The organism is Bradyrhizobium sp. UFLA01-814 (assembly GCF_046718885.1).
Classification (GTDB): Bacteria; Pseudomonadota; Alphaproteobacteria; order Rhizobiales; family Xanthobacteraceae; genus Bradyrhizobium; species Bradyrhizobium elkanii.
This window is the reverse complement of record NZ_JAQOSR010000129.1, coordinates 1-26,929: the sequence shown is the minus strand read 5'-3', so window position 1 is coordinate 26,929 and position 26,929 is coordinate 1. Positions and strand designations below refer to the sequence as shown.

Here is a 26,929-nt window from a genome sequence, read left to right as displayed (position 1 = left end):
CCATGGTCGTCGGCAGCGTCAGATGTGTATAAGAGACAGCACCGCCTTCGTGACTGCGCTGGCAGCCACCCGCCCCCGGCCGCGCCCTACTTCTCACCCACCTTGAACGGCTCCTCCTTGCCCGGCGGCACGGTCTCCTCCGCCATCGCCAGGATCATCGCCACCATCACGTAATTGCCGGCGACCGCGGTGAGGTCGACGATCTGCTGATCGTTGAAGATCTTCTTGGCCCGCGCATAGGTCTCGTCGGAGACCTTCTTGGTCGTGGTCAGCTCGGTGACGAAGTCGTACACGACCGCCTCGTCGTCGGCCATTTTCGACGGCCGGTTGCCGGCCTTCAGCTCAGCGATCACATCAGGCGGCAGGCCGGCCTTGGCGGCGAGCGGCGCGTGCGCGAACCACTCGACCTGCGAGCGCCACTGCCGGCCGATGATCAGGATCGCGAACTCGTTCAGCCTGGTCGGCACCGAGGTCTGCCAGCGCAGATAATAGAACAGATCGTAGAGGCGCTGGCCGAGCACCGGGCTCCTGATCATCGGATTGTAGGGACCGCCGATGCCGACGCTCGACACCTTCATGATCTGCTCGCCGAGCGGTTTTTGCAGGTCGCTGAGCTGCTCCATCGTGAGCTGCGGGAAGCGCGGCTCCTTGCTGGTGGCCGGCGCCGAGAACACCGTCGCCGCGAGCCAGCCGCCGGCCGCGGCCAGCGTGAGCGACGAGAGCCAGACTGTTGCTGAATGCATGATTCCTCCGCTTGATTTTATCGGAGGATGCTAGTCGAGCTACGTAGCGCCAGCCAGCGATGAACACGCAGATCAGGTCATCACAGCGCGACGATATCGGTGAGGCATTGCTGCGTGACGCTCATCCGCGCATCGATCTGCGCCTGCGTCTTGCAGTCCATGTTCATCGCGAACACCGTGATGTCGGTGCCCTTCTCGGCCCAGCCGACCAGCCAGCCGAGCGAGCCGTGCTCCTTGTCGGTCAGGCCGGTCTTGGCGCGGATGACGGTCTCGCCGACTTTCGTGACGGGGAGGATGTCGCACACCAGCTGCTGGCTGTGCTTGCCGACCGGCAGCACGCCGCGGCGCAGCCGGTCGAGGAAATCGATCTGCTGCACCGGATCGATCCGCAAATTGCCGGTCACCCAGAACTGGTCGATGCCGCCGCCGATGTCGCGGTTGCCGTAGTCGATGATCTCGAGATATTTCTTCATCCGCTCCTCACCGATGCGGCGGGCGATCTCCTGGAACACCGGAAAGGCCGACACCGCGAGCGCGGAGCGCAGCGTGTGATCCTTATTCCAGGCCTCGATGCTGCGGGTTGTGCCGTCCCACTTGAAGACGTCCTTGTCGGGATCCTGCACCACGCCGGTCTCGAGCGCGATCAGCGCGTTCGGGATCTTGAAGGTCGAGGCCGGCAGCCTGCCCTCGCCCGAGCGGATCTTGTCGCTGGCGATGATCAGATAATCGTCGACCTTGTAGCCGACGAAGGTGCCCTCGGTGCCGAGATCGAAGAACCGCTTTTGCAGCTCCTCGCGAAACTCGCTGCGCTGGTAGGACACGTTGGCGAAGCTGCGCGACGGCAGGATCGTGGCGGCAGCAAGCAGACCGAGCGCATGGCGGCGATGGATCACGACAAGTCCTGGGCAGGTTCGGATTGACGACGATGCTGATGCCATCGTGGTGAAAGGATGGCAATAAGACTCACTTGTTTGTCGCGCTTTCTTCACGCGAACCGGTGTCCACTTCGCTCGAAAAGGCGCCCGCTAGCGTGCCCGGCCCGACATCCGCAGCACGAACACCAGCACCTCGGCGACGGCCTTGTAAAGCTCGGCCGGAATCTCGTCGCCGAGCTCGACATTGGAGAGCGCGCCGGCCAACACCTCGTTCTCCTCGATCGGGATGTCGTTGGCCTTGGCGACCTCGATGATCTTGGTGCCGATTGCGCCCTTGCCTTTTGCCACCACGCGGGGCGCGCCGGCGTGATCGTAATGCAGCGCGACCGCGAGCTGGTTGGTGGCCTCGCTCATGATGCGCGGTCCAGGAAATGGCCGGCGCGCGCGGGCGCGGGTTGCGGCGGGCTGCCGTCGCGGATCTCGATGTCGCCGGGCGTGAGCTCGGCCCTGGTCAGCGCCTGGCTCAGCTCGGACGCGCCGGCGCGCAATTGCGCGGCGGTCGAGGGCCGCTCGGCCCACATCCGCACCGAGGTGCGCTCGCCGTTCAGCGAGACCAGCGCGTGCACCGGGCCGGCCGGCTCGACATCGAGCGTGAAGCGCGCGCGCCACACCCGCTTGGCCGCCTCGACCTCATGGCCGCCGCCATCGCGGGAAATCTCGAACTGCGCCATCGCCGTGCCCTGCTGGGTCAGGAACGGGATCTCGAAATTCCAGCGCGGCAGCATGGCGTCGAGCTGCGGGCGCGCAGCGTCGCCGCGGTCCGGCAGCGAGGCAACCTGCAGCAGCGTCTGCCGCGCCAGCGCCGCGTCGGTGTTTTCCAGCAGGCGGTGCGCGGCGGTCGTGAGCGGCGTGCCAGCGGCAATCGACGGCTCCGCGACGGCCTGGGCCGACGGCAGCGCGCCGTGAAACGGCGGCGGCGGCGTGTTGCCGCGTACGGGCACCTCGCCCGGCAGCATCTCCCTCGGCGCGGCGCCCTGCCGTGCCGGATTGCCGAGTTCGTGCAGCGCTTCCTGAATGAGATTGAGCGCGCCGCCCGAGGACGGGCCGGCATCGAGCGCATCCGCGAGTACTCCGGCGAGCCCTGTGGTGCCGCGGCCGACATCCTCGGCGACCGGCAGGCGGGCCTGCGGCAGCAGGATCTCCTGAACGTCGAGGTCTTGCGTGCCTGACGGCACGAGGCTCGGCGCCGTGGCGGCGCTGGCCAGCGCCGGTTGCGGTAGCGGTGTGGATGCAGGCCTGCCGGCATCAGCGGTGCCAAGCGAGGTCAGCGCCTGGCGCAGCACGATCAGCGCGGCCTTCAGATCGGGCGCGCTGCCGCTCGCCGGCGCAACGCCCGCGGCCAGCGTCGCCTCGAACAGCAGGCCGGATTTCTGCAAGCCGGCCTTGAGCGCATCGCCGCTCAAATTCTCGTCGAGCCCGGTCTGCTGCGCCAGCACCTGCGCGATCGCGGCCTGCAGCTTCGGCGGCAGATTGGCCGAGGCGACCGCGGTGAGATTGGCAAACAGCGGCGCCTGGCTGCCCTGTACCGCCGCCGCATTCTGCGCCGCAGCTGTAATGGTGACGCGCTCCAGCGGCGTGAGCACAGCCTTCGGTGCGGTGGCGACGGGCTGGGCGGCGTCGGCGACATTGGCCGCCGCTGGCGACAGCCGTACGGCATCGCCGGTGTCAGGACCCTGCCCGACCAGCTGCAGGCGGATGCCGTCATTGGTCTGCGACACCGCGAGCTGCAGGTTCTGGCCCTGCTGCAGCGGCACCTCGGTCTGGACGTCGATCGACAGGCTCGCGATCGCGATCCGCACCAGATCGGCGGACAGCACCTTCAGCACCTGCGCATTGACGACGCTGCCGGCCTCGAGCGTGAGGTCCGGCGCAACGCTGTCCGCCTCCTTCGAGGCGAGCACCGGCAGCACGGGATTGATGGCGATTGCCATGTTGGAGGTCTCGGCCAGGCGCGAGGAACGTGCCGCAGGCTAGCCCGGCGCCCTAAACCCCTCGTTAACCGGCAGCCGGCTTGAGCTCCCTGAGCACGCCGGCGGCGGCCTTGAAATCGAGCTGGCGGGCGGCGCGGCGGGCAGCGACCTCCTCGTCGACGCCCCATTTCTCGATGTTCCAGTCCTCGTCGACATGGGCGGCGGCCCAGACCTGGTCCTCGTCGCGGACACCGTGCGCCAGCGCCAGCGCGAGTAGCGCCGAGCCGGTCAGCGTCGTCACCACATGGAGCGCCGCGACCGACCATGGGTCGGTCGGGAACGCCGCCCGTGCCGCCTTGATCGCACGCTCGGGCTGGCCGACATGCATCACCCCCTCGGCCATCACGAAATGGGCGCCGAGCGCGTCAGCGGCCCAGAACAGGATCGGATCCCAATGCCGGGCCTCGCGCGCCACCAGCGTTTCGGGATGCCCGGCGCGATAGAACAAGAGGTCGCTGCCGAGGAACTTGGCCGCATCGTCGGCCACCTCGTCGACGCGATCGATCACCCCCTCGATCACGCTGTTGGCAAGGCGCGTCAGCGGCATGGTCATGGGATCGATGGTCTCGCCCTGCGCATTCCATTCCGCCGCCACCGCGTCCGCAATGGCCCGCGTCGGCACCGCGATCGGCTTGCCGGACGGCGAGCGGATCGGCTTGCCGTCGAGCGTGATCGAAAATCCGCCGTCGGCCTCGGCGACGCCGGTGCTGGTGTAGAACCGCTTGCGCTGGGGCGTGCGAATGTGGCGCCGCACCGCCTCCTGCGGATCGAACGGAGATTGTTCTGGGACATCGTCGAAAAGTTCGCGCATCGCGCCGGCCGGCTTTCGTTCGGAAGGATTTCCCTGCAAGATATGTCAGGGGCAACGGCAAATAAAGCTGATGGGACGCGTCAATATCCTCGCGGGTTTCTCGCTCGTTGCGGCCGCCCTGGGCGCCGCCACCGCCGACGCCGGGTTCCGCACACCGGAATCGCTGATCCGCAACGTCTACGCCTACTATGGCAAGGGCAGTCCTGCGTTTTCCAATGGACTGCCGCGCGACGAGGACGCCGCCCGGCAATTCTTCGATTCGTCCCTGCGCACGGCCTGGTCCGCCCCGCACGACGCGCCGTACGATTTCCTGGTGCAGAGCCCGAGCTGGAGGCTCGGCCCGATCTCGATCGCCATCCTGCGCCGGCAGTTCGACCGGACCGATCTGACCGTCTCATTCGATAATGAGGGCCGCGCGGTCACGCTCAATTTCATCGTCGTCAACGGACCCGACGGCTGGGTGATCTCCGACGTCGAGAGTCCGCACGATTCCCTGCGGATGTTTCTGACGCAATTCAAGCGCTAGGACACCGTCCTTGCACTTGTGCGCTCCGGGGATCAAGAACGCATATCGCGCCACGACCTCGCCCCTGTGGAGATTGCTCAATGACGGACATCGCTTTCCGCCGCGCCGAACTGGCCGACCTTCCAGCGATTGTTGCTCTGTTGGCCAACGACATCCTGGGCCAGCAGCGCGAGGACGCGAGCTCCCCGCCGAACCCGAAATATGTCGAAGCCTTCCGGGCTATCCTTGCCGATCCCAACCAGTTGCAAGTCGTCGCGACCTTGAACGACGCCGTGATCGGCACGCTTCAACTGACCTTCATTCCCGGATTGGCACGCATGGGCGCCTGGCGCGGGCAGATCGAGGCGGTCAGAATTGCCGAGACGCACCGGGGCTCAGGCGTTGGGCAGCAGATGTTCGAATGGGCGATCGGGCAATGCAGGGCGAGAGGCTGCAATCTCGTGCAACTCACCACCGACAAGGCGCGCCCCGACGCGCATCGCTTCTATGAACGGTTGGGATTCGTCGGCAGCCATATCGGCTACAAGCTGACGCTCTGACGCTGCCGCCGGCAGACCTTGTCATCAGGTCCGTCTACTTGTTCCGGTCACCGCCAAGAAGATTCTTGTAGACCTTTCCATCCTTCATGATGACCAGGAAGTTCTTTGCCGGATCTTCGATCAGCTTGATGTTGTCGATCGGATTGCCTTCGACCAGCAGAAGGTCGGCGAGCGCACCTTCCTCCACCACGCCCAGCTTGCCCGAATATGGATTTCGAAGCCCGGACAGAGCGAGCAATTCGGCATTCGTCGATGTCGCCATGATGAGCGCCTCAGCCGGCGTGTACCATCGCGTGAGGGCCGTCAGCATGGCGCCTTGCCGGTCAGCGAGCGCCTGCGAGAACAAGACGTCGGTACCGAAAGCCGTCTTCAACTTGTACTTCTTGGCAAAGCCGTAGACCCGGTCGGTGCCGGCAACGACCTGCCGCATCTTCTCCTGCTCCGCAGGTCCAAGGGCACTCGCGCCCGACAGATCGAGGAAGGGCTGGGTGCTCAGCCAAATTCCCTTCTCGGCCATCAGGCGGGCCGACGCGTCGTCCATCAAATGACCATGCTCAATGCACTTGACCCCCGCTGCAATCGATCGCTGGATCGCGACCGAGGTATAGGCGTGTACCGCGACATAGGTACCCCAGTTCTCGGCAGCCTCTACCGCGGCACGCAACTCCGGTTCAGTAAACGTGGACACATCGATCGGACTGAACGGCGACGCCACCCCACCGCCCGCCGTGAGCTTGACCTGCGTCGCTCCCTGCATGAACTGCTCGCGCGCCCGCACGCGGACTTCATCCGGGCTGTCCGCGATCATGGCGCCACCTATCCTCTCCATGCGGCTGAGCATGCCGCCGATCGTTCTGGGCAGATCGGACAGCTGCCGGAAGTCGCCATGGCCGCCGGTGATGGTGATCACGGCACCGGATGGGTAGATGCGAGGACCGGCGACGAGACCCTCGTCGATCGCCCGCTTGAGGGAAAAGGCCGGCCCGCCCATGTCGCGAATGGTGGTGAAGCCTCGCATGAGCGTCGCCGTTGCCTCGGCGGCCGCAAGAAGGTTGGTGTAGCCGACGTCGCTGGCCATCACGGCCGCCGGAGTCGGGCGTACCAGCAACGCATGCCAATGCGCGTCGATCAGCCCGGGCATCAGCACCCGTCCATCGCCGGCGATCACCTGAGCGTCGGCCGTGATCGCCGCAGTCGAAATCTTCTCGATCTTGTTGTTCCGGATCAGCACATTGGACGGCCCGGACAGCGCGCCATTCTTGCCGTCGAAAATGCGTACGTTCTGGAACAGCACGCCACCATCCTGCTGAGCCTGCGCCGGCCGCGAGGCGACGAGGCTCATCGCAATCGACGCAAACAGCGCCGAAACCCTGACGCTCTTCCTCAAACCCGACATGTCCACTCTCCGCCGATGGCGCATCGCGCGAGACCGTCATTGATCTCGCTGTGCGCGAGGGACCGACTTGATTTCAGCAATTGGTGAGAGTTCCGCTGCTCCCTGGAGGGATCGACGGCCTATTGAGCCGCTCTGGCGGCAGGCTGCAAAGCGTAGCTCAGCCATCCGATGCCATGGGACAACAGATCGATGCCCAGCAGCAGCCCGAGCACCCACAGCCCGGTGGCCGGAAATCCGGTCAGAATGATGAGGCCGGCCAGGACGCCAAACAGGCCGGACGCCAGCATGATCCAGCCGGACTGCTGCCAATGGCCGATGCCGACCAGCATGCGCACAATCCCGGAGACCAAAAGCATGAGACCGAGGGCATAGGTCAGGAGCAGCGCACTCGCCACCGGCTGGCTCAGCAGGACGATTCCGCAGGCAAGGTAGAGCACCCCGAGCAGAAGCTGCCATACGAATCCACCCCAGCCCTTGGTCCAGAAGGCGTGCAGGATTTCGAACCCGCCGGCGACGATGGCGGTCCAGCCGATAAAGATGGCGCTGATCACGGTGAACAGCACGACATCTCCCAGGACCAGAAGGCCGGCGGCGATCAGGACGAGGCCTAGCAGAACGCAGACCCATAAAGGCGGGCCAGGCAGGCCGCGGAGCATCGTGGAACCGTTCTCATAGGTAGCCATGTCGTCCTCCTTGATCCCAGGCGGCCATGGCCCGGTCGCGCATTGCAGGCCGCGCAACCGGGCCACTCGAGTTGCCGAAGCTTGTGCCTGCCGTCACCAGCGCCATCCGCAGCGGCGGCGACCTCTGTGCCACCAACAGGTCCAGCGGCGCCGGCGATGCCAGCGGCGGCGCGGTGGCGGAGGACGCGGGCGCGGTGGTGGCCGGGCGACGACCATATGAAGCGGCCGCTCCGGATCATCCGTCTTCGCCACGAGGGCATCTTCAGGAGCCAGTGGCAGCGCCCTGGCCGCCTGCGTCAGCAATCCGGTTCCGAGGCCAACGGCTGCGACGCCGCCGAGCATTCTCCGGAGCACGATGCGACGGTCGAGTTCATCCATATCCGGCACCTCGTTGTCGTTGCAGAGAGCTTCTTACCCAGCGGCGGCCAACATCCCGATCAGGCCGATCGCTCGCGCTCGCCGGTCGCTCCGTCGTCCGGTATTTCGCCCGGCCGGTAATTCGGCAACCGCCCCGCCGGAATGACCGCAAGCAGAGCGAGGCCGGCCATGATCAACAATCCGATCTTCAAAGCGCGCAGGCGCGCTTCGGTGTTGACCCGGACGGCTTCCTCGACCTGCTGCGGCGTACCGCTCGTAGCTTCGAGCACATTGCGCAGCCGGTCATTGCTGACGAAGGTGATGTTGCCGAGGTCAACCTGGCTCTGAAGCTCCTTGGTCAGCACCGGACTGGCCGCGATCCTGCCGAGCGCGATCGTGCTCAAAAGACCGACCAGCAGAGCTCCGGCCACCGCAGTGCCAACGGCAGCCGCCAGATTCTGCGTGGTTCCGCGCAAAGACCCGACATCCCCCGCCAACGCCTTGGGCGAAGCCGTGACCAGAACGTTGAACAGCAGTGTCACCAGCGAGCCCTGGCCAATGCCGAACAGCACGAGGCCAAGGAGAACGGGAATCTCGCTCCAGTCGTTGCGCACGACGAAGGCGAGCCACAGCAACGCAACGGTGCAGAGGCCGAAGCCAAAGCGTCCGATCTGGCGGGGCGTCAGTTTGTCGTAGAGATTGACGATCAGCATCGCCGAGAGAAAGACGGTCAGATTGAACGGCATCATCGCGATCGCCGTCGCGATTGGCGAACGTCCCTGCACGATCTGGATGTAGAGCGGCACCGTGAAGTTCAGCGCGGCCTCGAGCGCCACGACCGCGAATAGCGCGTAGACCGCACACCTCTCCTCCGGCGAGTCGAGCACCTCCAACGCCAGCAGAGGCGTCTTCCCCGCGGCCTGCTGCCGATGCGTCCACATCAGGAATGCTTGGCCGAGCACGATGCCGAGCACGATCAGGATCGGCGCCGGCGAGACGCCCAGCAAGTCAAACGGCGCGTTGGGGGTCGCAAGGATCACCCCCCAACCGTTCAGATTATTGAATCCGAAGCTGATGAAAATGATTGCGCTCGCTGCGAGGGCGACGCCGATCAGATCGATCTGGACATCCGCGCGACCGCGGTCCGGCCGCAGGCGGAAACTCAGAGCGAAAGCGATCGCCGAAGCGACGATGAGAATTGCAAATGCCGGGCGCCAGCCGATATAGGTGCCGAGCAACCCACCGACGACAAATGCCAGCACGCCGGCGGCAGCCCTTGCCGAGCCCAGCGCACCAAGGGCGGTTGCCTGCTGGCGTCCAGCATAATTCTCGGCAATCAGCGCGACGAGCGAGGGCACGATCACCGCGCCCGCAGCGCCGCAAAGCGCCTGAGCGGAAATCATGACAGAGGCCGTGGGGCTGAACGTCATCGCGATCTGCGCTATCAGGAAAAGCACGACGGCACCGCGAAATACCTGCACCGCCCCGAACCTTTGGGCGAGCTTCGCGCCAAGCATCACGAACCCGGCCACAAGCATCGAGTAAGCCACGATTCCGGTCGCGACCGTGGTCGGCGGTACGCCGAAGCTGGCCACCATTCCCCCCATCGCAACCGGCAACGATGCGACGTTGAACGACATGATCATCTGACCGACCGCAATCGCGATCATGGGCACCCATGATGCGCGCTCTTCCTGTTGAATGTCGCCGATCGAGATCGCTTGTGTTGCCATCGCGTCCTCCAACCTGCCCGGTGTTGCGATCGATCGAGCGACAGCTCCACCGATCCTCACAGCATCTGGTTTCACTCGTCCGGTTGGGACACGAACAGATCCATGCCCAGTCTTTGCGACAAGAACTTCGCGGCGAGCTGCCCTCGCACGCTGTTGCCGGCCGCATCCAGTGGCGGCCCGAAAGTGCCGAATCCACCTTTTCCCGGAGACACCGCGACGATACCGCCACCGATGCCGCTTTTGCCGGGCAGACCGATGTCGTACAGCCAGTCGCCCGACGTCTCATACAGTCCGGCCGTGACCATGACGGCCAATGCATAATGGCACACGGCAGCATCGACCACCCGCTGCCGGGTCACCGGATTCACGCCACCATCGGCCAGCGTTGCACCCATCACGGCCAGATCCCTGGCGCTCACATTCAGCGAACACTGCCGGGTGTAGAGATCGGTCGCCTGCCTGGCGTCGCAGTAGATCCGGTCGTAGCTCTCAAGCAACCGCGCGATGCTTCGGTTGCGAAAATTGGTCTTGGATGCCGATGCGTAGACTTCGTCATTGAGCGAAAGCTTGCGGCCCGCGAAGCGCGAGAGACCGTCATGGATGAACCGCCACTGCTCGTCCGCGCTCGAACCCGGCACGAGGCTTGTGGTCGCGATCGCGCCTGCGTTCACCATCGGGTTGGTGCGCCCGGCGCCATGCTCGATCGCCGCCAGCGAATTGAACGGCAGCCCGGTCGCATTCGCGCCCAGTTTTGCACGAGCCTCTTCGGGGCCGATGGCCTCGCACACCAATGCGAACACGAATGGCTTCGATACACTCATGATCGAGAATTCGTATTCGATATCGCCGGCGCCGTAGACGCGTCCGCTGGTACCGGCCACGCAGACGGCGAACAGTTCACTCGGCACCCTGGCCAGGGCCGGATAAACCTGCGAATTGGTCCCTTCGCTGTTCGACTTGAAGCGCAGATGCGCTTGAGACACGAGCTCCTGCACCATCTCGGGCTTGGGCAAGTGCCCAGTCGAGATGTAGGGCCGCTCCGCTTGTTCCGCGATCGAAGGCGGCCACATTGGCTCTCCTTCCGGATTTCGACCTTATTGCTTCAGGTCTTCTAGTCGGCAACCAGAAGTAGGCGCCCAAAAAACCACGGAGTCAACGATCCGCTCCCACAGCCTTTGCAATGCTTGCGTTGGTCCAGACCACTTTACGACAAATGCGCTCAACGCATTGCATGTCGCGGAATTGCAGCTCCGCTGCGCGATGCGACACTCGATTGATCCATGCGACGTTTCGGCGCGGCTAGGTAAGCAAGATTGTCCAATCGCCCGCGACACAATTGAATCAAAAGAGAAGTCATCAGCAACGAGCGATTTCCATCGTGGGCCCGCGAGAGTACGATCATCGTGTGCGGATGTGAGCCCGCTGTTTGATCCAAGCAACACTGGCCCGCGGCGATGGTTGAATGACCGCATCACTTGCAGAGTGAGGTTGATCATGGTGGCGCGCGCAAGCGACGGACAGCTTCTGCTGGTAAAGAAGCTGGGTGGGCTCATCGCTATCGTTGTTGGCTGCTTGCTGACAGCAGTCGGTGTGACATTCGAATCGACAAGCACAATTGTCGTCGGTGTCCTGTTTCTTGTGCTCGGGGCGGCCCTGCTCACGCTCAAGATCATGAGACGCAACCAAAGCGGTCCGTTTGGATAGCCAAACGGATTCGCACGTTGGACGGCCTTGAACCGGATCGCCGCGCCTCCGCCGGCCGATGCCGCTTGTCCGTTCGAGATCGCACCGGCGGCGACCACAGTTCCGTCCGTGCGTCAGCAAGGCCTGTCTAGCAGACCACGCCCTGCCCTAATCCCGGTGGTTGGCGCAGGATCGCGAATAAGCGGCGCGCTCGGCCTGGTTCAGGCCGGCGGCGGCGGCCTCGTCGAGGCACCGGCTGACGCGGTCACCGAACGAGCTGCGCGGCCGCGAACGCAGGCTCGGCTGCGTCGGTGCATCCATCCTCGGGATCGCCGGCACCTCGATCCGCGGCGGCGGCGGAGGCTGGGGCACCGGCGGGTCCCACATCGAGCGGCCCGGCGGAGGGATTTGCGCAACGGCGCTCGCCGCGCCGATGGCCCAGAGCAAGGTGCAGGCAACAATCAAGGATCGCGTCATCAGCCATATCTCGTGACGCGCCGGCACAGGTTCAAGTGATTGCGGCGCACGTCAACGCTTCGCTTGATATGCGAGTTCCGCGCCCTCGTTACGGCTTCTGGTAGATCACGTGACCGGCGCGGATGGTGGTGCTCACTTTCGCGAGATTGCCGACGTCGCCGAGCGGATCGCCGTCGAGCACCACGAGATCGGCGTCGAAGCCCTGCTCCACCCGTCCCTTCTTCGCGGCCTTGAAGAACCGCGCCGGATTGGTCGTCAGCGAGGCCAGCACCTGCCGCTCCGACAACACGCGGTGCATCAGCTGAAATTCCTGCGTGGTGTCGTACAGCGTAGTGAAGCCGACATCGGTGCCGAACAGCACCGTGCCGCCATTCTCCGAAAACTGCTTGAGCTGGTTGACGGTCGAAGCCACCAGACGGTTGGTGACGTTCGGATCGAGCACCACGGTGGTGAACAGCGACAGTGTGGGAACGAGCGCAGTCCCCTGCGCCTTGAACCGCGCCAGCTGATCCCCGGTGTAGCTGGGTTCGCCGGGTGTGGCGTGCGCGAGCACGTCGACGCCGGACTCGATCACCGTCTCGACGCCGACCTTGTTCTGCGGGTGTGCGAACACCGGCCTGCCCTGCGCGTGCGCCACATCGACGGCTGCTTTCGCGATCGCCGGGTCCATGTTGACGACGGGCTTGTCGCCCATGAAGGCGCCGATGAACAGCTTGATGCCGTCCTCACCCATCGCCAGCCAGTCGCGCGCCCATTTTGTGGCCTCCTCGGGCGTTGCGACTTCCGGAAGCTGCACCTCACGCGGGATGTAGACGGGGTGACCGCCCTTCGGGAAGATGTTGCCGGCAAACAGGATGTTGGGGCCGGCGACTTCGCCCGCGACGATGCGCTTGCGCAGCGGCAACGTGTCCCTCGGATCGGAACCGAGATCCCAGACCGTTGTAAAACCCCAGCGCGTCAGCATCTCCTGCATGTGCTGCGTCAGCGCCGCGGCCGGCGCTGCGCCGGAGTTGCGCCAGACATTCTGCGTGAAATGGACATGGCTGTTCCAGAAGCCGGCGACGATGGTCTTGCCGCTGCAATCGATCACGCGGGCATCCGGCGGCGCCTGGATGTCGCCGGACTTGCCGACCGCGCTGATGCCGCCGTCGGTCATCACGATCACCGCATCCGGCAGCGCTTCCGCATCGGCCGATGCGTAGAGCGTGCCGCCGCGGAGCACGATGGTCTCGGCCTGTGCCGTCACCGAGGCGACAGCCGAGCCAATCAGGAAAAGCGTGACGCGCAGCCAGGTGCCGATCATGGAGAGTCTCCGTTGCAGGCCGGCAAAGGCCGGCGCGCGAAGATAGCCGCAAAGCGCGGAGCCGTTTGATCGTTCTTGCTGTCCGCGACGGGTATTGGAGGCCGCGCCCCGCCCGTCACTCCTCCGGCGCGTTCTCGATCGGGTCGAAGCGGTCGGCCTCGAGCCCGAGCAGATTCCAGGATTGCAGCATGTGCGGCGGCAGCGGCGCGGTGGCATCGATCACGCCGCCGCGCGGGTGCGGAATCACGATGCGGCGGGCGAGCAGATGCAGCCGGTTCTGCAGGCCGCCGGGCAGCTGCCAGTTCTCCTTGTTGAAGTATTTCGGATCGCCCACGATCGCGTGATCGATATGCGCCATGTGGGCGCGCAATTGATGGGTGCGACCGGTCACCGGCTTGAGCGACACCCAGGCGAGCTTGGTCGCCGAGGTCTCGACCACGGCATAATAGGTCACCGCGTGGCTCGCGCCCTCGTCACCATGCTCGGCGATCCGCATGATGCTGTCCTCCTCGCTCTCCTCCTTGGCGAGGTAGGTCGAGATGCGGCCCTGTTTCGGCTTCGGCACGCCGGCGACCAGCGCCCAGTAGATCTTGCGCGCGGAGCGATGGCGGAATGCGCCGGTGAGATGGGTGGCAGCGAAACGCGTCTTGGCAACCAGAAGGCAGCCCGAGGTCTCGCGGTCGAGCCGGTGCACCAGCCGCGGCTTCTGCCCCTTGGCGTCGCGCATCACCTCGAGCATCTGGTCGACATGACGCGTCATGCCGGAGCCGCCCTGCACGGCGAGACCGGCCGGCTTGTTCAGCACCAGCACGTCGTCGTCTTCGTAGAGCGTCATGTCCTTGAGCGCCTGCAGCGTCTTTGCCTCGGCCTCGGAGAGCGCGCCGGCCGTCTTCGGCGTATCAAGCCGCAGCGGCGGAATCCGCACGCTCTGGCCCTCCTCGAGCCGGTCCTTGGAATCGGCGCGCTTGCCGTTGACCCTGAGCTCGCCCTTCCGGACGATGCGCTGGATATGGGAGAACGAGAGGCCCGGAAACCGCGCTTCGAGGAAACGGTCGACGCGCATGCCGTTCTCGTCGGCGGTGACGACAACGGTCTGAACCTTGGTCGGCAATGGCTGCTCGGCCGCGGCAGTCTTCGGCATGGCGGGCTCGGCCCGCTCCTGCCGGTCGCGGCGCGGCTCGGCAAAGCGCGGCGGCTTTCCGGCTGCACGGTGCGCGAACGGACGCTCGCCGGTCTTGCGCTCACCGGATTTGCGCTCACCGGACTTGCGGTCACCGAATTTGCGATCGTCCGGCTTGCGGCTGCGCTGCGCCGATCCGCTCTTGCCACGGTCCTTGCCACGATCGCCGGCGTGGTCCCGGTCGCGGCCCTTGTCGCGCCCTTTGGCGCGGTCGCCCGGCGATGTAGTTCTCTTGATGCGGCGGCTCATGGTGATTTTTCGGCTCCAGACCTGCATTGTGCCTAGCGCAAATGCCGCGAATCGTCACGGCGAAATCGGTGTGAATCCGGTGCAGCATCGGCCATGTTCGGCCGCATACGGCAATCGACGGGGGCCCTGGAATGAGACTGGCGATATCGGCTTTGGCGGCGGCCCTGATGCTCACGGACCCTGCGCTCGCCCAGCAAAGCCCGATGCCCGAAGCCGCGATGCCGGAAGATCTGGCCTGGAAACTCCTGGAACTCGGCCGCGTCATCGACCCGCCCAAGACCGCCGCGCTCTACGTGCCGCTGCAACAGAAGGAGCCCTATCAAGGCGTCAAGGTCGAGCGCGACGTCAAATACGGCCCCGCCGACCGGCATCTGCTCGACGTGTTCACGCCGGAGACGGCCTCACCACCACGGCCGGTGCTGATCTACATCCATGGCGGCGGCCTCATTGCCGGCAACAAGCGCGCCCCCGGCAGCCCGTTCTACGACAACGTCATGCTGTGGGCCGCAAAGAACGGCTTCGTCGGCGTCAATGCCACCTACCGCCTCGCGCCGGCCTTTCCGTGGCCGGCAGGCGCGGAGGATATGGGCGCGATCGTGCAGTGGGTTTCGGAAAACATCGCCTCCCGCGGCGGCGAGCCCAGGCGCATCTTCCTGATGGGCCAATCGGCCGGCGCGATCCATGTCGCGAGCTATGTCTCCCATGGCGAATTCCACAAGGTGAAGGGCGGCGGGCTTGCCGGCGCGATCATGGTGTCGGGCATCTATGATTTGACGGCCTCGCCGGCCGGCGACGCCGAGCTCGCCTATTACGGCTCCGACCCCTCGCGCTACGTCGAGCGCTCCTCGCTGCAAGGCCTGGTCGCGAGCCCGATCCCGTTCCTGATCACCGCGGCCGAGCTCGATCCACCGCGCTTCGTCGAGCAGTTCGAGCTCATGAAGCAGGCGAGTTGCAAGCGGCCGAGCGGCTGCGCCCGCAGCTTCATGCTGCCGCAGCACAGCCACATGTCGGAAGTCTATGCGATCAACACGCCGGACACGCGGCTGACCGATGAGATTTTGGAATTTGTGAAGAGCGTCAAGTGACGCGCCAGAGCAATATGAAGTTATGGCCCGTTGCAGCGCGCGCTGCCAAAATATCGAGAACAACCCCATGCAAAGTAGCCGGCGGCGATCAGCGTGGCACTAAGCAACTTGACACGTCGGGCAAATCAGGAATATATTTCTAATATTCCGAAGTTGCGCGAGTATTTCTCGCCCGAAGGTGTTGCATATGGCATTGGCGAGCTTCCGCAACTGACGCTTCCACGCCGCAGGTGGCACGGGAGCGCACGTTACTCGTGGCGCGGCCCAATCTCATGTTGCTCTGGGCCGTGTACCCATAAAACCGTAGGCGTGACTCTACGTCCGCTTTGTCCCGATAGCGACCAAGTTCGTGCAGCAACGCAAGATGTCGCGATCGGCCACTTCCGGACTCATGCGCCGCAGAAAAGCAGGCTCATTTGATCAAGGTCGTCGGCGCTGTCAGCAGAGTCTGGTGAGATGGAGATCCTTCAACCGCCAAATCCTGCGAGCCGCTCAATGAACCAGAACGCAGCCGTGACGCCGATCGCATAGCTCGTAACCGGGACAGTGGCGTGTCTGATCCTTGGCGAAACGCCAAAGCGTCGGGTGCAAAACAATGCCCCGAGCACGGCACCGATGAAAATCAATTGCCCGATCTCCACGCCGACATTGAAGGAGAGCAGCGCAAGTGGGATATCGCCTTGTGGCAGTCCGATATCCGTCAACGCGCTGGCAAAGCCCAGCCCGTGCAGCAGGCCGAAGGAGAAGGCCACGATCCATGGCCGTCGTAAGGTTAAGCTGGTCTTACCCTGCTGCATGCGAACAATTTCACACGCCAGCAGCAGAATGCTCAGCGCGATCATGGCCTCGACAGGCGGCCCCGGCACATGCACCACCCCCAGCGTGGCCAGACTGAGCGTAATTGAATGGGCAACCGTGAAGGCGGTGATGGTCCACAGCAGCACCCGTCCATTACGCACGATCAAAATGAGAGCGAGCACGAACAGCAGGTGATCGAAACCGAACAGAATGTGCTCGACTCCGTGCAGGACATAGGCTCCCGCCACCGCGAGCATTCCGGGCGCGGCCGCGATCTCAATCCATGGGCGGCTTGGCCGTACCAAGGTGGTCGAGACAGTGCCGTCACGCATCTGCACGCGCACCAGCACCTCTGTGATTGTCAATTGCAGGCCCGCGAACTCGATGCGCCCTCCCAGTCCGTTTGGCCCCGCCTCGACCCAGCGACGTTCGACGAGCGAGTCCGAGAGCTCGCTCACAACGGGATCCTTCAGGTTCTTTACACGGTCCGGAAGCTTGAGGACGACCGGCAGACGCATGCCCGACAGGACGGGCGTTCGCCACAGAACCTCGTACTGGCCCGGCGCTGTCTCCTTGAGCGCGAGATAGGCGGGGCGAATCTCATGGGCGCAGGCGGACCGACAGGCGCAAAACGCCAGCAGCAGGGCTACAATAACGCCGATGAAAGGACGGACGGCGCTCACTGGGGATAGACCCCGGCCGGGATGGACTGCATGACCGTTTTCGGGTCGAATTTTCGGGGCGGCGGCGCGCCTTCAGGCGGTGGCGCCGGCAGCAACACGGTGTATTTCGCGCGCAATTCGTCATAGGCCTTTTTCGTCGCCTGCGCCTTCCGGTCGCTGAGCCAGACCCGTTTCACATCGGCCTGAATCTCGTCGAAGGGCGGCGTGCGCGCTGGAATCTGCGTATCGACGAAAATCAGATGCCATCCGTAACCGGATTCAATTGGACCCTGCCAGGAGCCCGTCGGGAGGTTGAGTACGGCGGTCGCAAAGGAAGGTCCGAATTCCTTGAAGAGATATTCGGGCGTGCGATCGCGATAATATTCTTGCAGCATGAACGGATCGGCGCCTGCGAGTTTCGTATCTTGCGGCTGGCGAATTAGTTCCGAGAGCGCCTTCTCGGCGTCCGCGTGCGCGTTGTCGCCGCGGCGGTCGGGCGAGAAATAGAGATGCCGGAAGCTGGTGCGCGGTGGCTCCACGAATAGCCTTTGGTTCTGTTCGAACCATGCTTTCAGTTCGGCGGCGCTTGGCTCGTGCGCGGCGGCCACGTCCTCGGCGAGGAACTGCATTTTCTGCGCCATGCGCCGCCTGATGATCTCGTCGTCCTTGTCGAGCCCCATCGCGACGGCTTCGCGATAGAATATCTCCTCCTTGACGTTGGTTTCGACGAGACGGTCGAGTTCTTGCAGTGTCGGCTCGCGGCCCCATTGCGACTGAAAAAGCGTGGCGAGGCGCGCGAGTTGATCGTAGGTCAGAACAATCTGCCTTGAAGGCGCCTGAGGAGCCGGAACGGAGGCTTGAGCCTGTGCTGTCGGGGCCGGTCCCGATGGCGGCAAGAAATGATAAAACGCGAACAGGGCGGCGCCGATTACAAAAAAATGGACCAGAGGCTCACGCAAGAAACGGGACACAAGGAACTCCACGAAACGTGAACTATTGGATGCGCACGCCCGCCTCCGCCGCGCGCTGGAGATAGACAGTGATGGCGAAGTGACTGGCGGGGTCCAATTCCGGACTTGCCTTGACGATCGCGAAATAATCCGCCGCAGCATCCCAATAGCCCCAGTCCGCCAATTGCGGGGCGACGAAGCCGGCCATGGCCGGGCGCCGTTTGATGAAACTACGATAGGCTTCAATGATGCGCGCACGCGGCACTGCACCGTTGGCGTCGCCGAGAACCTTGAGCGCCAGAAGCGCGGCCTCGATTTCAGGCATTGTCCGGCTGCGGTCGCCGAACACCCGCGTTTCGATCCATTCGACGCGGGAGGCGCCGTCGAGTTGGAGGTCGGCGGCGAATAGCGCCGCGAGGTCTCTTGCGTCGTGGAACGCCAACGCCGCTTCGAGGCGGGCGCCGAGGCCCTTGGCTTCCACAGCGCCGCCGGCAAAGCCGAGCAACATCAGATAGGCGGCGCGGCGCGACGAAAGTCTTGGATCGTCGATCCAACCGGTGACTTTGGCCGGCTCGATTTTCGATCGCGCCACATCAATCGCCGCATAGGGTGCACGGGCAAGTTCTCCCCAGGCGAGGCGCGCTGCCAGGGGATTGGCGATTTCCAGATAGGGCAGGACGAGCGCTACCCTTTGGCGCCAGCCGGCGTAGGTGAGGATGTCCGCCGTCGCGGGCGTCATCGGCCATGAACGCTGAGGGGCGTCGCCGCCGATTTCGCGCGTGGCGACAATCGCGCGGAGCCATTCCGCGTAGGCCCGTGGGATAGAGCCCAGGCTTGTCCAACCGGCGTCGGCGGCGCTGTGCACCAACAACAACGCCTCGCCGGCAGGAACGGTCATCGCGTTTCCGGCGACAGGGTCGGCGATGATCGCGCCGTCCATGTCTTTTCCCTTGACGACCGCGACCACCTGCAATGGGCTGCCATCAGCTTCCGGTGCGGCGAGCACGGCACGGTCCGCTGCATCGAGCCGCGTGCCCTCGGTCAGCATTTGCCGCGCGGCTTCATAGCAGAGCGGGCACGCCGCCGCGCCCATCGACGAAATCAGCAGCAACAGAATCGGCAGGCTGCTTCGAAGCCGCTTGAGCGCCGCAGCCCTCGTTCCTTTCCCCGGCGTCAATCGTGTCATCAGCGCAAGTTGTTCAGCGGATTCAGTTCTCTGATCGGCGGAATGATTTCATAATTGGCGTAGCCGAACTCGTTGCTGCGCGCGCCATAATATTTGTCGCCGAGCTTATAAACGCTGACCTGGATCGCCGTGCCGACCATGTCGGTGACGAGCTTGCCGTTATTGATGTAATAGGGCTTGGTCGCGCCGAGATAGCTGCTGCCCGCGATATCGCCTAGCGCGCTCGGCTGCATTTCGCCCTTGCCGCCGTAGGCGAAGCGGGTCTGAGCCTGGTTGGCGGCGAATTTCGACGTCTCATAGGCCGGGTCGATTGGCGTCAGCGGCTTGGCGGGGTCTGCGCCGCCTGACGCGCCGAAGACCATTCGCATCTTCACGCCGGTCACGTTGTTTTGCAGGTACGGCGATTTTCCGACAAGCAAACCCTTGAGTTCGCTGTCGCCAAGCGCGACCGCGCCCTGCTTCATGAGATCGTCCACGGTCGGCCCGGCCTTGGCCGTCTTCCGCACGTCTTCGCTTGGCGTGTACCAGATCGGCGAACTCCAGGCGCGCTCCTGCTGGGTCGAGGCCACGACGTCCGGCGGGGCGATGCCAAGTTTCGCAGCCTGGATCGTCGTCCACCGCGGCGTCGGGATTTCGAGCACGCGGGCGTAGTAGAATGCGTGCAGGCTCGGATCGAATTCCGGATCGGTCCAGACCGTCTTCAGTTCGACGGCGCCTATTGTGTTGGTGTAGGTTCCCTTGCCGATATCGACCGTGTTGCCAACCGGCGGCACAATGCCGGTGTATTTGTCCGGCTCGCGGTCGCCCGCCCAGGCGACGTCGAAGACTCTCTCGAAGCTCTGGCCGCTCTTGGTCCAGCCCTTGACGACTTGGATGCGGTCGAGATTCCCGGAGCTCGGGTCCTTGAGCGCCCAGACGACGAAGGACGGCGGTTTCGCGCCGGCGGGCATCGGTTGCAAGTCGCCGCCCATCGGCACACCTTGATCATAGGCCGTCTTGACCCAGGCCTGATCCTTCAGCCAGTCCGGCGCGATCTTCAGACGCTTCTGTTCATCGGTCACGTCCTTCGCGTAATTCCAGCCGCCGAAGAAGCGCACCTTGATGTGCGGGCCACTGACCGCAAAAGTCTCCTTGCGCTTCATGGCGTTGAAGATCGACTCGCGGGTGTTTTCTTCCGCCCAGACGCCCGTCAGGCCGGCCGTAGTGATGTTGCGGACGTCGATGCCAGACAACAACAAACCAGCCATGCGGCGTTCGACCGTGCCGTCGAGGCTGCCGAGGGTGCCGAAATAATTGTCCTGGCGGTAAGGCGTCGCCGTCGAGTGAGAATCCGACGCCGCGCCGAAGCCGAATTTATAAGGATTGAAACCTTTGGCGTCTTGGAGGGCGATGCCATCCTTCAGCGCCTGGCGGGCATAGCTGCCGACAATGTGCGGAATGCGCCCTTCGGGATCGCCGAGCAGAAACGCAAAAATTTCGTAGCTGGCGAATTCGTCATTCGGCGAGAGCAATGGATGGGTTTCGGATTGCCCCTTGGTCTGCTTCAGCTCGATCAATGGCTCGTTGCGCATGCGATCTTCGGCATAGGCCCGATCGATCGGGCGACCGTGCAGATCGACCTCGGTTGGATACATGCGCCCGTCCGAAAGATTGGCGTTATGCGAAATCGCCAGCAATTCGTTGCCGGCCTTGCGCTGGCCATCCATCCATTTCCAAAGGTCTGTCGGGTCGGTCGAGTCAAGCGCGCTGTACGGCGCGGTCGGGATATGTTTGCAATCCTTGAAGAAAATGTTGCGGTGGAGGTTCATGCTGTTGGGCATCGACGTCCACTCGTAGGAGCAGAAGGCCGTAAACTTGCCCGGTTCGTTGGCCTTTTCAGCGAAATCGACGGCTTTTTGCCAGACCGAGTGCGCAATCTCCGGATCCATCAGCGCTTGGTTAGGCGTAGGAAGGCCCACCAAAGTGACCGCGGCGAGGTAAACTCTCTGTTGTTCTTCCGGAGTGTTGCCCTTCAAAATGAACTGCTGCGCCGCGGGGACTTTGCTGATCGGCGACGATGGATCGTTGGCCAGACTGACGATGCCCACATATTCGGAATGATCGGTGACGCCGGCGAAATCCAATGGGGTTTCAATCTTGATGTCATAGCCCAGCGGATGCTTGATCGTTTGACCCTTGAAATATTTGTAGGAGTCGCCGGGGTCGCCCCGGTTGCCAAACGTCCAGGCGTCGAGCGAATAGCCAGTGTGGATGTGGGTTTCGCCGAAATAGGCGTCGCGTTCGGGATTACGCTGCTGAGCCTGCGCGGGCAAAGACACAAAGCCGATTATGCCTGCTGCCAAGATTGACTTCGCGAAATGGCTTTGCCTGGAACGACTTTGTTCAGAAATGAACTTCATCATCGCCTCCCAGCTAAGTCTCGAGTGCTGCAAAGAATATATAGCTCAAATAGAGTCGGCGGTTCGGCGGTGTGGCTGGCCCGTCCCAGAGATCATCTGAACGGGAGAGCCGAACTTCCTTTGACTTAGATCAAAGCAGGTCCGCTGGATGATCGAAGGTGCCAAAATTCTCGAATGACCGCTGCGGGTCAAACGCGCCGCTTGGCCGGTTGAAGCGACCCAAGCTACGTCTCAAACGGTCCGAAAAGCCGCCGAGAAGCAACCGCAACGATGCGATCTGCTTCAGCCCCTATCTCTACCGTGCTCGCAACCAGGTCGAGCGGTTCTTCAACAGGATCAAACAATGTCGTCAGGTGGCGACGCGCTATGACAGGCTTGCTGCCAACTACCTTGCTTTCGTTCAACTCGCGTCAATCAGGCGCTGGCTGCGCCTTTATGAGTCCGCGTCCTAGCTCCCGCCCCGCTCCTTGCGCAGCCGCTGCCAGTAATCCAGCCGCTTGCGGATCTCACGTTCGAAGCCGCGGTCGGGCGGATCGTAGAAGGTCTGGCGGCCCAGCGCTTCCGGGAAGTAGTCCTGGCCGGAGAACGCGTCGGGCATGTCGTGATCATACTGATAGCCGGAGCCGTATCCCTCCGACTTCATCAGCTTGGTCGGCGAATTCAGGATGTGCTTCGGCGGCAGCAGCGAGCCGCCCTGCTTCGCGGTCTGCATCGCGGCGCCGAACGCAGTATAGACCGCGTTCGATTTCGGTGCGGTGGCGAGATAGACCACGGCCTGCGCGATCGCGAGCTCACCCTCCGGCGAGCCGAGGAAGTCGTAAGCATCCTTGGCGGCGTTGCAGACCGCCAGCGCCTGCGGATCGGCGAGGCCGATGTCCTCGACCGCCATGCGCACCACGCGCCGCGCCAGGAACAGCGGGTCCTCGCCGGCATCGAGCATCCGCGCCAGATAATACAGCGCCGCATCCGGATCTGAGCCGCGCACCGACTTGTGCAGCGCCGAGATCAGATTGTAGTGGCCATCGGCCGACTTGTCGTAGATCGGCGCGCGGCGTTGCAGGATGGCCTGCAACTGCTCGGCATTGAACACCTCGCCCTTGCGGGCGGCGCGCCAGACCTCTTCGGCCAGTGTCAGCGAGGCGCGGCCGTCACCATCGGCCATCCGCACCAGCACGGCGCGGGCTTCCGCATCGAGCGGCAGCTCCTTGCCCTCGATCTTCTCGGCATTGGCAAACAGTTTCTCGATCGCCGCCGTATCGAGCGAGTGAAACACCAGCACGCGGGCACGCGACAGCAACGCCGCGTTGAGCTCGAACGATGGATTCTCCGTGGTGGCGCCGACCAGCACCACCGTGCCGTCCTCCATCACGGGCAGGAAGGAATCCTGCTGCGCGCGGTTGAAACGATGCACCTCGTCGACGAACAGCAGCGTGCCCTTGCCGGTCTCACGGCGGGCCCGCGCGGCATCGAACGCCTTCTTGAGATCGGCGACGCCGGAGAACACCGCGGAGATCTGCTCGAAATGCAGCTCGGTGGCGTCGGCCAGAAGCCGCGCCACCGTGGTCTTGCCGGTGCCGGGCGGTCCCCAAAACACCAGCGAGCCCAGCGTGCGCGTCTCCAGCATTCGCGTCAGCGCGCCGTCGGGGCCGAGGATGTGATCCTGGCCGACGACATCGGCCAGCGTGCGCGGACGCAGCCGGTCCGGCAGCGGGTGCGGCGCGTCCTGCTCCATCCCCGCCGCAGCGAAGAGATTGCTGGCTTCCTGCGGTCTCTTTGGGCTCATCCGCCGAGCGTCACGTTGATCTGCTGGCCGCCGCGCACCAGCGTGATGCGCCAGACCCGCGACCCCGTCTTCGAGGCCTTATCGAGGTCGCTGGTCCGCGCGATCTTCTCGTTGTTGACCGCGAGGATGATGTCGCCCTTCTGGAAGCCGACATTGGCAGCGGTGCCGTCATCGGCGAGCTCGGTCACCACGACGCCCTCGGCGCCGGCGTCGAGATGCAGCTCATCGGCCAGCGCCGGCGAGATGTTGGCGACCCTGGCGCCCTGGAACGGCGAGCGCGCGGTCAGCACGATCTCGTCGCGATTGGTATCGGGCGCAGTCTCCAGCGGCACGGTAAGCTTCACCGGCTTGCCGGCGCGCTGCACCTCGATTTCTGCGTTGCCGCCGAGCGGACGGGTCGCGAAGCGGTAGTCGAACGCGTTGGGATCGTCGATCGGCGTGCCGTCGATCCCGATGATCAGGTCGGAGAGCTTGAGGCCGGCCTTCGCCGCCGGGCTGTTCGGCGCGACATTGGCGACCAGCGCGCCGGACGGCAGCTTCAGACCCAGCGTCTCCGCGATCTCCGGCGTGACCGCCTGCAACCGCGCGCCGAGCCACGGCCGCTTCACCGCCTTGCCGCCGCTCTTGGCGGAGGCCACCACCACCCGCACCATGTTGGCGGGAATCGCAAAGCCGATGCCCTGCGAGCCGCCGGAGCGCGAGAAGATCGCGGTGTTGATGCCGGCGAGCCGGCCGGTCATGTCGACCAGCGCGCCGCCCGAATTGCCGGGATTGATCGCCGCGTCGGTCTGAATGAAGAATTGATAATCCGTGATCCCGACTTGAGTGCGTGCCAGGGCCGAGATGATGCCGTGCGTCACGGTCTGGCCGACGCCGAACGGATTGCCGATCGCCAGCACGACGTCACCGACCTGCAGCTGGTCCGAATTGGCGAAGTCGAGCGTCGCGAACTTCTCCTTGTTGGTGCCCTTCAGCCGTAGCACCGCAAGGTCGGTGCGGCTGTCCTTCAGCACGATCTCGGCCTCGTATTCGCGCTTGTCGGCGAGCGAGACCTTCACCTGGTCGGCGCCCTCGATCACGTGATTGTTTGTGACCACGAGCCCGGAGCCGTCGACCATCACGCCGGAGCCGAGCGACCGCTGCATCTGTTCCGGCTGCTGTCCCGGCACGCCGAAGAACCGGCGAAAGATCGGATCGTCCAGAAATGGATTGCGGTTCTGCACGGTCTTGGCGGCGTAGACATTGACCACCGCCGGCTGCACCCGCTGCACGATCGGCGCATAGGACAATTGCAGCTCGGCCTGCGAGGACGGCACGCGGCGCTCCTGGGCCGCGGCAGCGGAAAGATTCCCCATGAAGGCCAACGTGCAGAGAGCGGATACGGCAGCAAAACGGACAGGTCGGAGCATTCTCACCTCTCGTGGAAACGCCGGAATATAGGCGTGTTCGCCGGGCAATTGAAGGGCGCCGGGCCGGATAACTGGCCCCCCGCCGGACCGGTGCACAACCCGCGGCCACCGCGTTGAAGCGCGCCGCCAAGCTTCTATGATGGCTGTCATCTCACTGCGCCGCTCCGCTTGTTGCCTGCGGACCACAAGCGGAACTGCGATGCCCGGAAGCAGTGTCGTGCGTCAGTCACGATACGCTCCTAGGACCGTTCGGTGAGTGGGGACTTCAAACACAACAGGGGTGCACAATGGGTGCGACAAAAGTTGGTGCAATCGCCATAGGCCTCGCAGGGGCGCTCGCCGCCTCGCCGGCCTATTCACAATCGGCCGGAGGCGGCAGCGATGCGGAGATCGCGCTGCTGAAGCAGCAGCTGAAGATGCTCGAGCAGAAGCTCGACAGACTGCAGAAGCAGACCAACGCCAATACCGCAACCGCGGCCAGCGCAAACGCCAATGCGAAGGCGGCGGATGCCAAGGCCGCGCGGGTGGCGAGCGCCAACGCCGCGATCCCGGTGAAGGGCCCGGTCGCGCCGTCCGGCGTCGTGGTGACGATGCCGAACAACCGGCCGACGATCTGCACCGCGGACGAACAGAACTGCGTCGCGATCACGAGCCGCGTGCACTGGGATGTCGGCGGCTACGACTATCGTCCGAACACCGCAGGCACCTCGCCGCAGAAGCTCGACAGCGGCGAGAACGTTCGCCGCGCGCGCATCGGCATCGTCGGCAAATTCTTCGGCGACTGGAATTACTCGCTGATCTACGATTTCGGCGGCTCGTCCGACGGCTTCGGCGGCGCGGCGCCGGGATCGCTGCCTGGCGGCGGCACCTCGGGCATCGAGAATGCGTTTCTGAGCTACACCGGCTTCAAGCCGTTCGGCGGCAAGATGGCGATCGAAGGCGGCATCATGGACGTGCCGTGGACGCTCGACGAAGCGACCAGCTCCAACGACATCCTGTTCATGGAGCGCGCCTCGGTCGGCATCATCGCCCAGAACATCGCCGCCGGTGACTTCCGTTCGGCCGCCGGCACCCGCTGGTGGAACGACCAGTTCTGGATCGGCGGCTATGTCACTGGACCGACGTCGGGTGCCATTCACTCCGCGTCCTCCGCCTCGCCGGCCGGCACGTCCGAGCAGTATGGCGGGGTCATCCGCGTCGCCGGCAATCCGATCAGCGGAAAGAACTACTCGGTGCACATCGGCGCCGATGCGGAGTGGCTGGTGCAGCCGCCGCGCAACCAGCTCACGCAGGCGCAGACGCTCACGCTCAGCGACCGGCCCGAGCTGCGCATCGATCCGACGACGCTGATCTCGACCGGTGCGATCGCCAACGTCTCCGGCGCGCAGGTCTACGGCGTCGAGGCGGCAGCGACCTATGGCCCGTTCATCGCGCAGGGCGAATATTACTGGTTCAATGTCGATCGCTCTGCGAATACCGGACTGCCGCCGTTCGGCGCGCCGAGCCTCAAGTTCGACGGCGGTTACGCGCAGGTCGGTTACGTGCTGACCGGCGAAAACCACGCCTACAATCCGGCGACGGCCTCCTACGGCGGGATCAAGCCGCACGATCCATTCTCGCTCGCCGGCGGCGGCTGGGGCGCCTGGGAAATCGCCGGCCGCGTTAGCACGATGGACCTCAACGATCAGATCGCGCAGGCGGTCGGCATCGCGGGCGGACGGCAGACCGTCTACACCGCCGCACTGAACTGGTACGTCAACAACAACGTCCGCTTCATGCTGAACTACCTGCACGGCGATATCGCCAAGCAGGCCTCGGCGACCTCGACTGCGGACGTCGGCTCGAAGTTCGACGCGGTCGCGCTGCGTACGCAGGTTGCGTTCTGAGGCGATCCGAGCTGAGACCAACTCATAGACGGCCGGGGCATCGCCCCGGCCGTTTTTGTTGCTCTGGAATGCGTGAAATGATCGAGCCGTAGCGGCATCGAAACTGCGTTCCCTCTCCCGCTTGCGGGCAGGGCTATCGCATTTCGTGGCGGTGCCCTCGTGGCCATCCTTCGAGACGCCCGCCTT

At 64.3% G+C, this 26,929-nt stretch carries 23 protein-coding genes and 1 pseudogene; 6 read left to right on the top strand and 18 right to left on the bottom strand.

Going from position 1 to position 26,929, the window contains the following annotated elements; genetic code table 11:
* Window positions 1-86: 86 nt before the first annotated feature.
* From PMN64_RS30970 to PMN64_RS30950, 5 genes are all read right to left on the bottom strand, one after another.
* The gene (locus tag PMN64_RS30970; RefSeq protein WP_137483123.1) at window positions 87-743 is read right to left on the bottom strand and encodes a carboxymuconolactone decarboxylase family protein; all 657 of its coding nucleotides are present in this window, start codon (window positions 741-743) and stop codon (window positions 87-89) included.
* Between the two features lie 80 nt (window positions 744-823).
* Entirely contained in the window at window positions 824-1,636 is an 813-nt protein-coding gene (blaOXA, locus tag PMN64_RS30965) for a class D beta-lactamase (protein WP_411783428.1), read from the bottom strand.
* A 132-nt stretch (window positions 1,637-1,768) separates the two neighbouring features.
* Window positions 1,769-2,032, bottom strand: coding sequence for an EscU/YscU/HrcU family type III secretion system export apparatus switch protein (locus PMN64_RS30960; protein WP_411783427.1), 264 nt, complete (start codon window positions 2,030-2,032; stop codon window positions 1,769-1,771).
* Window positions 2,029-3,609, bottom strand: a complete 1,581-nt coding sequence (locus PMN64_RS30955) for a flagellar hook-length control protein FliK (protein WP_411783426.1) — start codon at window positions 3,607-3,609, stop codon at window positions 2,029-2,031. Before PMN64_RS30955 ends, PMN64_RS30960 begins: the two co-directional genes overlap by 4 nt.
* Window positions 3,610-3,673: 64 nt before the next feature.
* On the bottom strand, window positions 3,674-4,459 hold the full coding sequence (locus tag PMN64_RS30950; protein ID WP_411783424.1) for an ATP12 family chaperone protein: 786 nt from the start codon (window positions 4,457-4,459) through the stop codon (window positions 3,674-3,676).
* Window positions 4,460-4,529: 70 nt separating this feature from the next.
* Here PMN64_RS30950 and PMN64_RS30945 point away from each other — a divergent pair, with 70 nt between their 5' ends.
* Window positions 4,530-4,985 carry a hypothetical protein gene (locus PMN64_RS30945; protein WP_304495787.1) on the top strand — a complete coding sequence of 152 codons (456 nt, stop codon included), beginning with the start codon at window positions 4,530-4,532 and terminating at the stop codon, window positions 4,983-4,985.
* An 80-nt stretch (window positions 4,986-5,065) separates the two neighbouring features.
* Window positions 5,066-5,524 carry an N-acetyltransferase family protein gene (locus PMN64_RS30940; protein ID WP_411783422.1) on the top strand — a complete coding sequence of 153 codons (459 nt, stop codon included), beginning with the start codon at window positions 5,066-5,068 and terminating at the stop codon, window positions 5,522-5,524.
* 34 nt (window positions 5,525-5,558) lie between these two features.
* Here PMN64_RS30940 and PMN64_RS30935 read toward each other — a convergent pair whose 3' ends face one another.
* The 4 genes from PMN64_RS30935 to glsA form a co-directional block, all read right to left on the bottom strand.
* Window positions 5,559-6,866: an amidohydrolase family protein gene (locus PMN64_RS30935; protein WP_411783430.1), complete on the bottom strand. Its 1,308-nt coding sequence runs from the start codon at window positions 6,864-6,866 to the stop codon at window positions 5,559-5,561.
* A gap of 173 nt (window positions 6,867-7,039) precedes the next feature.
* Window positions 7,040-7,660: an HdeD family acid-resistance protein gene (locus tag PMN64_RS30930; protein WP_411783421.1), complete on the bottom strand. Its 621-nt coding sequence runs from the start codon at window positions 7,658-7,660 to the stop codon at window positions 7,040-7,042.
* Between the two features lie 380 nt (window positions 7,661-8,040).
* Complete coding sequence (locus PMN64_RS30925) at window positions 8,041-9,693, bottom strand: MFS transporter (RefSeq protein ID WP_411783420.1); 1,653 nt, start codon at window positions 9,691-9,693, stop codon at window positions 8,041-8,043.
* 71 nt (window positions 9,694-9,764) lie between these two features.
* The gene (gene glsA / locus PMN64_RS30920; protein WP_411783419.1) at window positions 9,765-10,763 is read right to left on the bottom strand and encodes a glutaminase A; all 999 of its coding nucleotides are present in this window, start codon (window positions 10,761-10,763) and stop codon (window positions 9,765-9,767) included.
* Window positions 10,764-11,187: 424 nt separating this feature from the next.
* On the opposite strand from glsA, the gene PMN64_RS30915 reads away from it, so the two are divergent.
* Window positions 11,188-11,397: a hypothetical protein gene (locus tag PMN64_RS30915; protein WP_028339289.1), complete on the top strand. Its 210-nt coding sequence runs from the start codon at window positions 11,188-11,190 to the stop codon at window positions 11,395-11,397.
* 147 nt (window positions 11,398-11,544) lie between these two features.
* Here PMN64_RS30915 and PMN64_RS30910 read toward each other — a convergent pair whose 3' ends face one another.
* The 3 genes from PMN64_RS30910 to PMN64_RS30900 all read right to left on the bottom strand — a co-directional run bounded on the left by PMN64_RS30910 (window position 11,545) and on the right by PMN64_RS30900 (window position 14,585).
* On the bottom strand, window positions 11,545-11,853 hold the full coding sequence (locus PMN64_RS30910) for a hypothetical protein (RefSeq protein ID WP_028339290.1): 309 nt from the start codon (window positions 11,851-11,853) through the stop codon (window positions 11,545-11,547).
* Between the two features lie 88 nt (window positions 11,854-11,941).
* Complete coding sequence (locus PMN64_RS30905; protein WP_411783418.1) at window positions 11,942-13,156, bottom strand: amidohydrolase family protein; 1,215 nt, start codon at window positions 13,154-13,156, stop codon at window positions 11,942-11,944.
* Window positions 13,157-13,271: 115 nt separating this feature from the next.
* Window positions 13,272-14,585 carry an RluA family pseudouridine synthase gene (locus PMN64_RS30900; RefSeq protein WP_411783417.1) on the bottom strand — a complete coding sequence of 438 codons (1,314 nt, stop codon included), beginning with the start codon at window positions 14,583-14,585 and terminating at the stop codon, window positions 13,272-13,274.
* 167 nt (window positions 14,586-14,752) lie between these two features.
* On the opposite strand from PMN64_RS30900, the gene PMN64_RS30895 reads away from it, so the two are divergent.
* Window positions 14,753-15,670, top strand: coding sequence for an alpha/beta hydrolase (locus tag PMN64_RS30895; RefSeq protein ID WP_411783416.1), 918 nt, complete (start codon window positions 14,753-14,755; stop codon window positions 15,668-15,670).
* 467 nt (window positions 15,671-16,137) lie between these two features.
* Here PMN64_RS30895 and PMN64_RS30890 read toward each other — a convergent pair whose 3' ends face one another.
* The 4 genes from PMN64_RS30890 to PMN64_RS30875 are packed head-to-tail and all read right to left on the bottom strand — an operon-like array spanning window position 16,138 to window position 21,665.
* Entirely contained in the window at window positions 16,138-17,151 is a 1,014-nt protein-coding gene (locus PMN64_RS30890; protein WP_411783414.1) for a HupE/UreJ family protein, read from the bottom strand.
* Window positions 17,148-18,101 carry a peptidyl-prolyl cis-trans isomerase gene (locus PMN64_RS30885; protein WP_411783412.1) on the bottom strand — a complete coding sequence of 318 codons (954 nt, stop codon included), beginning with the start codon at window positions 18,099-18,101 and terminating at the stop codon, window positions 17,148-17,150. The genes PMN64_RS30890 and PMN64_RS30885 overlap by 4 nt, the downstream gene beginning before the upstream one ends.
* A gap of 22 nt (window positions 18,102-18,123) precedes the next feature.
* On the bottom strand, window positions 18,124-19,266 hold the full coding sequence (locus tag PMN64_RS30880; RefSeq protein ID WP_411783410.1) for a hypothetical protein: 1,143 nt from the start codon (window positions 19,264-19,266) through the stop codon (window positions 18,124-18,126).
* Window positions 19,266-21,665: a DUF3604 domain-containing protein gene (locus PMN64_RS30875; RefSeq protein WP_411783408.1), complete on the bottom strand. Its 2,400-nt coding sequence runs from the start codon at window positions 21,663-21,665 to the stop codon at window positions 19,266-19,268. The genes PMN64_RS30880 and PMN64_RS30875 overlap by 1 nt, the downstream gene beginning before the upstream one ends.
* A gap of 248 nt (window positions 21,666-21,913) precedes the next feature.
* Between PMN64_RS30875 and PMN64_RS30870 the strand changes: the two are divergent.
* Window positions 21,914-22,117, top strand: a pseudogene (locus PMN64_RS30870) (transposase); the annotation flags it as partial.
* Here PMN64_RS30870 and PMN64_RS30865 read toward each other — a convergent pair.
* A complete protein-coding gene (locus tag PMN64_RS30865) occupies window positions 22,114-23,448 on the bottom strand; it encodes a replication-associated recombination protein A (protein ID WP_411783406.1) in 1,335 nt (444 codons plus the stop codon). The pseudogene PMN64_RS30870 and the gene PMN64_RS30865 sit on opposite strands and share 4 nt — an antisense overlap.
* Window positions 23,445-24,803, bottom strand: a complete 1,359-nt coding sequence (locus PMN64_RS30860) for a DegQ family serine endoprotease (protein ID WP_411783429.1) — start codon at window positions 24,801-24,803, stop codon at window positions 23,445-23,447. The genes PMN64_RS30865 and PMN64_RS30860 overlap by 4 nt, the downstream gene beginning before the upstream one ends.
* Window positions 24,804-25,144: 341 nt before the next feature.
* Between PMN64_RS30860 and PMN64_RS30855 the strand changes: the two genes are divergently transcribed.
* Window positions 25,145-26,743: an OprO/OprP family phosphate-selective porin gene (locus PMN64_RS30855; protein WP_411783404.1), complete on the top strand. Its 1,599-nt coding sequence runs from the start codon at window positions 25,145-25,147 to the stop codon at window positions 26,741-26,743.
* Window positions 26,744-26,929: the final 186 nt, after the last annotated feature.